The following is a 6,120-nucleotide window of genomic DNA, read 5'->3' on the forward strand; positions in this document are numbered from 1 at the left end:
TGACAACCGTGCAGCAGTTACTTGACTGCCCAGTACACGTCGTAGGCACCTTCAGTGGTGAAGCCCTTGGCCACGCCACCCTTCCACGACTCATACGGACGATCGATCACTTCATAGCCATTGGTCGTCGCCCAGGCGCGCAGCGCGTTGCGGGCGATGTCCAGGCCAGCCATGTGGCCGCTGTACGACGCGAAGGCCGAACGATGCGGGCCCGCGTGGACGTAGGTCACCGGGTTGCCCGACGGGATCTTCACGCTCAGCTCGCCATCGGCAGCAGCCACCGGAGCGGCAGCAGCAGCCTTGTCGGCGTCGCCGTCCTTCTTGTCGCCTTCAGCAGCGGCCGGAGCAGCACCACTACGCTTGCGGACCGGCTGGACCACGTCGAACGCGTACTTTTCAGCGCCGAAGTCGGTGGTCACGATGCGCACCGGGCCGGCGGCTTCAAGACCATTGGCGTCCATCGCACGCTTGATCCACTCCTGGTTGTCCTCGATGGACTTGCGGATGGTGTCGTTGTTGCGGTCGATGTTGCCGGCGTTGACCACCAGCAGATCCTGGGCCGGCAGTTCCACCAGCTTCAGGTCGGTCAGCGGCGCTTCGGCAGCGCGGTAGTCAACGTTCGGCACCGAGGCCAGCATGTTGGCCATGCGCGACAGGCCCAGCTTGACGTCGTCGCCGACATGGCGGCTCACGTACAGGCCGGCGTAACGGCCGAACAGGTCAAAACCGTACTTGACGCTGTATTCCTGGGTGATCTTGACGTTGCGGTCGTTCTTGCCGGTCGGCTCGAGGGTAAAGGTGGTGACCTTGTCCTGACCACGGGTCTGGTCATTGATGGCGATCACGACACGCTTGTTCTTCTCGCTTTCGGTGATTTCCCAGCTGCCCTGGCCCAGCGAGCTCTCCTTGGAGCTGTAGTCCAGGCGGGCGCCCTTGCCTGCTTCCGGGCCACTGAGCTTCAGCTCAACGCCCTTGTCGCGCAGCACCAGCGGGTTCCAGTCCTTGAAGCGACGGAGGCTGTTGACCGTGTCATACACGATCGTCATCTTGCGGTTGGTTTCAATGCTTTCAGAAATATGGCGCTCGCCCGGCAGGCACACGCCAATGATGACGAACAGGCCAGCCACGATCCCCAAGGCAATCAGGAACTCGATAATACGGGTCATTCAGGAGTCTCCGTGGCCGATCCCACGGCCGGGTTGATTGAAGCGAAGCCCCCATCCTAGCAGGCTTTTCGCACGTTGTTGATTACAAATGGCGTACCGGTTTCCCTGCCGAATACGGTGTTGCATCGCAGCGGCGCAAGGTAGCGTATCCACTACCAACGATTCGCGCCTTCTCGCGATAGCGCGGGCCATGGAAATGGCCCATCGGCGCCCATTTTCGCCTCAGTCCACAGCCGAGCACCAGCATTTATGCATGTTTTTTTACAGCCTGGCCGCCACCGGATGCCAGTGGAAGCCAACATCGACCGCGCCCGGGCCGATCAGGCCCTGCCAGCACGCACATTTCGGCGCAGCGGCGGGGCTGGCGGCTAGACCAGCTGCAGCTCGAAGGCCTTGAGCACGGCACGGGTACGGTCCCGCACGCCGAGCTTGGAAAGGATGTTGGAGACGTGGTTCTTGATGGTCCCTTCGGCCACGCCCAGCGAATTGGCGATCTCCTTGTTGGAGAAGCCACTGGCCATCAGCCGCAGGATCTCGGTTTCCCGGTCAGTGAGCGGGTCAGGCCGGTCCAGGCTGACAAACTCGTTGCGCATGTGCTCCAGCCCCGACAGCAGGCGCTGGGTCACCGCCGGCTGGACCAGCGAGCCTCCACCGGCGACCGTACGGATCGCCCCAACCAGTTGCTCCAGGGTCACGTCCTTGAGCAGGTAGCCCTTGGCCCCGGCCTTGAGCCCGGCCAGCACCAGTTGGTCGTCATCAAAGGTGGTCAGGATGATCGAAGGCGGCAGCTGCCCGGAGCGGCTCAAGGTCTGCAGCGCCTCCAGGCCCGACATCACCGGCATGCGCATGTCCATCAGCACCACGTCCGGCTTGACGACCGGAATCAGCTCCACCGCATGCCGCCCATCAGTGGCCTCGGCCACCACTTCAATACTGTCATCCAGCGCCAGCAGGGAGCGGATGCCCTGCCGTACCAGGGTTTGGTCGTCGACCAGGCAGACACGGATCATCAACTCACTCCTTGGGGCCCTGAGGCCAACATCATATTGGTTGCCACCGGCAGGCTGGCGCGAAGGCGGAAGCCCTGGCCCAGTCGCGCCGAGACGTCGAAGCCGCCGCCGTATTCGGCCAGGCGCTCGCGCATGCCACGCAAACCGTTCCCCGGCAGGATTTCATCCACATCGCCACCAATGCCGTCATCACGCGCATCGATGACGATGTTGCTGCCCTCTTTTTCCACGCGGATCCACAGGTTACGGGCGCCGGCATGGCGCACGGCATTGGTGATGATCTCCTGCGTACAGCGCAGCAGGACATGGGCCCGCTCGGGGTCATCGACGTTGAGCGGCTCGTCCACCTGCAGGTGGATGTCCAGCGAGGGCACCCGTTCAGTCAATGGCCGAAGGGCGGCGGCCAGATCGATGGCGCCGCTTTCACGCAGTTGGCTGACCGCCTCGCGCACATCGGTCAGCAGCAACTTGGCCAGCGTATGCGCCTGGCGCACATGCTCCTGCGCCTGGCCTTCGGTGATATGCCCGGCCACTTCCAGGTTCAGGCTCAGCGCCGTCAGGTGGTGGCCCAGCAGGTCATGCAGCTCGCGGGAAATGCGGGTGCGTTCGTTGACCCGGGCGCTTTCGGCCAACAGCAGGCGCGTGGCCCGCAGTTCGGCATTGAGCCGGCGCTGCTCCTCGCGGGCCTGGGTCTGCTGGCGCGCCACCAGGCTGGTCACGAACACGAACATCGAGAACCCGCCATACAACAACGACTGCAGCAGTGCCTCGAACAGCGGCAGCCCCATGATCAGGCTGTAGACCGGCAGCACCGCCAGCTGGCTGACCACCAGCCAGATCACCCCCACCCGCTTGCTCAACAGCCATGGGATCACCCCGGCCGCGACCATCATCAGGATGCTGCCCAGGCCGGTGCCGGAGATGTAGCTCACGGCCAGCGCTGAAATGGTCAACACCAGCAGCGCCAGGCGGTCATACCAGCCGGTGTGCCCGGCCGCATTGAGCCCCCGGGTCAGCCAGAAATAGCAGCCCCCGAAGGCCAGGTACGCGGCGAACAGCCAGGTGGCCTCGCCGGCCCCGGGCTGGAGCATGCCCTCCTCGGGGGCGTACTGGGTGTAGACCAACGGCAAGCTGACCAGGGCCCAGGTGAACAAGCCGGCCAGACGGAGGACGCGAGTGTGGCTGAGATGTCCCAACATGCGTGCATGGTAAGGAGCGCAGGCGCTTTGCGCCCTCCCACGGAAGTCATGGCTCCGGCCGCCATGCCGGGGCGGTCATCGGCGCTCGCCCACCCCGGCCCCCCATGCGATAATCGCCGGCAAAGCCTCAGGGTCCACCGCTTCACCCCACGGAGTCACAATGTCGATTGTCATCCGCGACGTGCGCGAGCATGAGCTCGATTCCGTCCTGGCACTGAACAACAACGCGGGCCTTGCCATCCTGCCGCTCGACGCCGCCAAAGTCCGGCGTTTCTACGAGACCGCAGAGTACTTCCGCATCGCCGAGCGCGACGGCAACATGGCCGGCTTCCTGGTGGGTTACGGCAGCGACAGCAGCCACGACAGCTGCAACTTCGCCTGGTTCCAGCAGCGCTATCCCAGCTTTTTCTATATCGACCGCATCGTGGTGGCCAGCCGCCGCCGGGGTGGTGGTGTCGGGCGCGCGTTCTATGCCGATGCCCAAAGCTACGCCGAACTGCGTTATCCGCAGATGGCCTGCGAGGTGTTCCTGGACCACGGCGCCGATGCCGCGCTGCTGTTCCACGGCAGCTTCGGCTTCCGCGAAGTAGGCCAGAACACCATGCCGTCGCTGGACGTGCGTGCCAGCATGCTGCTCAAGGAACTGTGCAGCTACGAGTGGGTGAAGGAGACCTACGGAGACAACCTGCCCGACGTTCCCTGGGTGGGCAACACACGTCGGCCACTGCAACAGCGGCCGACGGGAACCTGAACATGGCAGTGAATTTGGATTACGAACAAGCAGGTGAACTCAAAATCGGGCAGGTCGGCATCGCCAACCTGCGTATCCGCACCCTGGATGTGGCGCGACTGGTCCAGGAAATGCACGAACGGGTGTCACGCGCACCCAAGTTGTTTGGCCGCGCGGCGGTGATCCTGGACTTCGGTGGGCTGAGCCAGCTCCCGGATCTGGCCACCGCCCAGGAGCTGCTCAATGGCCTGCGCCAGGCCGGCGTCCTGCCGGTGGCACTGGCCTACGGCACGCAGGAAACCGAACGCCTCGCCGAACAACTTGGCCTGCCCCTGCTGGCCAAGTTCCGCGCGCAGTACGAGCGGGCCGCGGGCGAAGCGGAACCTGCACCGGCGGCCCCGCCACCGCGTGCCGCCGAACCCAAGGCCAAGGCCGCGCCGGCCGCAGCGCCCTCCGCTGCACCGCAACCCGGCCGCATGCAGCGCGCGACGGTCCGCTCCGGTCAACAGCTGTATGCCGAGAACTGCGACCTGACCGTACTTGCAACAGTGGGCGCCGGTGCCGAGGTGATCGCCGACGGCAGCATCCACATCTACGGTACGCTGCGGGGCCGTGCACTGGCCGGCGCACAAGGCAACGAGGGCGCGCGGATTTTCTGCCGCGACTTCCACGCTGAACTGGTCGCCATTGCAGGACGTTACAAGGTACTGGACGATATTCCCGACAACCTGCGCGGCAAGGCCGTGCAGGTCTGGCTGGAACAGGACCAGATCATGATCGCTGCGCTTGATTGACGCGGCTCACCAGAAACATTCAGGAGAGATCCTTTGGCTGAAATCATCGTAGTCACTTCCGGCAAAGGTGGCGTGGGCAAGACCACTTCCAGCGCCAGCATCGCGTGCGGCCTTGCACGCCGTGGCAAGAAGGTTGCCGTCATCGACTTCGACGTCGGCCTGCGCAACCTGGACCTGATCATGGGCTGCGAGCGCCGGGTGGTGTACGACTTCGTCAACGTCGTCCACGGCGAGGCCACGCTGAAGCAGGCCATGATCAAGGACAAGCGCTTTGACAACCTGTACGTGCTGGCGGCGTCGCAGACCCGCGACAAGGACGCACTGAACAAGGAAGGCGTGGAGAAGGTCCTCAAGGACCTGGCCGCCGACGGCTTCGACTTCATCATCTGTGACTCCCCGGCCGGCATCGAGAAGGGCGCCTTCCTGGCGATGTACTTCGCCGACCGCGCCGTTGTGGTGGTGAACCCGGAAGTGTCCTCGGTGCGCGACTCGGACCGCATCATCGGTCTACTCGACTCCAAGACCGCCAACGCTGAAGCTGGCAAGAGCGTGCCGGCCTTCCTGCTGCTTACCCGCTACAGCCCGCCACGGGTGGAAACCGGCGAGATGCTCAGCATCACCGACGTGGAAGAAGTGCTGGGGCTGAAGGCCATCGGCGTGATCCCCGAATCCGGTGACGTGCTCAATGCCTCGAACAAGGGTGAGCCGGTGATCCTGGACAGCGAATCCCCGGCCGGCCAGGCCTACGACGACGCCGTTGCGCGCATCCTCGGTGAAGAGCGCCCGATGCGCTTCACCACCGTTGAGAAAAAGGGCTTCTTCAGCAAGCTGTTCGGAGGGTGACGATGGGACTTTTTGATTTCCTCAAGACCAAGAAGACCACGGCCGAAACCGCCAAGAACCGCCTGCAGATCATCATCGCGCAGGAACGCAGCCACCGCGGCGGCCCGGACTACCTGCCGCTGATGCAGCGCGAGCTGCTGGAAGTGATCAAGAAGTACGTCAACATCGACGCCGATGCGGTCAAGGTGGACCTGGTGAAGGATGGCGAGCACGACGTGCTCGATATCTCCGTCGCCCTGCCGGAAGGGCCACAGGCCTGACACCCGCACTACCCTGCCGGGGGGGCCGGGAGCACAGGAGCCCCCCGGGGTAGATGTGCCAGAGCCCCCCGAGAACAACCCCCACCACCAGACACAACGACAGTGGGGCGGGGAGTTG

Annotated in this window: 7 protein-coding genes; 4 read left to right on the top strand and 3 right to left on the bottom strand. The window is 64.3% G+C overall.

Annotated features, from left to right (window positions below; translation table 11 throughout):
• Positions 1-17: 17 nt before the first annotated feature.
• From ACVOLO_RS13895 to ACVOLO_RS13905, 3 genes are all read right to left on the bottom strand, one after another.
• Positions 18-1,166: a polyketide cyclase gene (locus tag ACVOLO_RS13895; RefSeq protein ID WP_481570902.1), complete on the bottom strand. Its 1,149-nt coding sequence runs from the start codon at positions 1,164-1,166 to the stop codon at positions 18-20.
• A gap of 368 nt (positions 1,167-1,534) precedes the next feature.
• Entirely contained in the window at positions 1,535-2,176 is a 642-nt protein-coding gene (locus ACVOLO_RS13900; protein ID WP_481570903.1) for a response regulator, read from the bottom strand.
• Positions 2,176-3,375, bottom strand: coding sequence for a sensor histidine kinase (locus ACVOLO_RS13905; protein WP_481570904.1), 1,200 nt, complete (start codon positions 3,373-3,375; stop codon positions 2,176-2,178). The genes ACVOLO_RS13900 and ACVOLO_RS13905 overlap by 1 nt, the downstream gene beginning before the upstream one ends.
• A 160-nt stretch (positions 3,376-3,535) precedes the next feature.
• On the opposite strand from ACVOLO_RS13905, the gene ACVOLO_RS13910 reads away from it, so the two are divergent.
• Genes ACVOLO_RS13910 through minE form a run of 4 tightly spaced genes read left to right on the top strand, consistent with a single transcriptional unit; the run spans position 3,536 to position 6,002 of the window.
• The gene (locus ACVOLO_RS13910) at positions 3,536-4,126 is read left to right on the top strand and encodes a GNAT family N-acetyltransferase (protein WP_481570905.1); all 591 of its coding nucleotides are present in this window, start codon (positions 3,536-3,538) and stop codon (positions 4,124-4,126) included.
• 2 nt (positions 4,127-4,128) lie between these two features.
• Positions 4,129-4,899, top strand: a complete 771-nt coding sequence (minC, locus tag ACVOLO_RS13915) for a septum site-determining protein MinC (protein ID WP_481570906.1) — start codon at positions 4,129-4,131, stop codon at positions 4,897-4,899.
• Between the two features lie 33 nt (positions 4,900-4,932).
• Positions 4,933-5,742: a septum site-determining protein MinD gene (gene minD, locus ACVOLO_RS13920; protein WP_481570907.1), complete on the top strand. Its 810-nt coding sequence runs from the start codon at positions 4,933-4,935 to the stop codon at positions 5,740-5,742.
• A gap of 2 nt (positions 5,743-5,744) precedes the next feature.
• Entirely contained in the window at positions 5,745-6,002 is a 258-nt protein-coding gene (minE, locus tag ACVOLO_RS13925) for a cell division topological specificity factor MinE (RefSeq protein ID WP_481570908.1), read from the top strand.
• Positions 6,003-6,120: the final 118 nt, after the last annotated feature.

The sequence above is a fragment of the Stenotrophomonas sp. STEN056 genome (assembly GCF_056759635.1).

Bases quoted from the DNA above. Each gene is read 5' to 3' on its own strand.
- ACVOLO_RS13895 (WP_481570902.1), bottom strand. From the start codon at position 1,166: ATGACCCGTATTATCGAGTTCCTGATTGCCTTGGGGATCGTGGCTGGC.
- ACVOLO_RS13910 (WP_481570905.1), top strand. From the start codon at position 3,536: ATGTCGATTGTCATCCGCGACGTGCGCGAGCATGAGCTCGATTCCGTC.
- ACVOLO_RS13905 (WP_481570904.1), bottom strand. From the start codon at position 3,375: ATGTTGGGACATCTCAGCCACACTCGCGTCCTCCGTCTGGCCGGCTTG.
- minE (WP_481570908.1), top strand. From the start codon at position 5,745: ATGGGACTTTTTGATTTCCTCAAGACCAAGAAGACCACGGCCGAAACC.
- minC (WP_481570906.1), top strand. From the start codon at position 4,129: ATGGCAGTGAATTTGGATTACGAACAAGCAGGTGAACTCAAAATCGGG.
- ACVOLO_RS13900 (WP_481570903.1), bottom strand. From the start codon at position 2,176: ATGATCCGTGTCTGCCTGGTCGACGACCAAACCCTGGTACGGCAGGGC.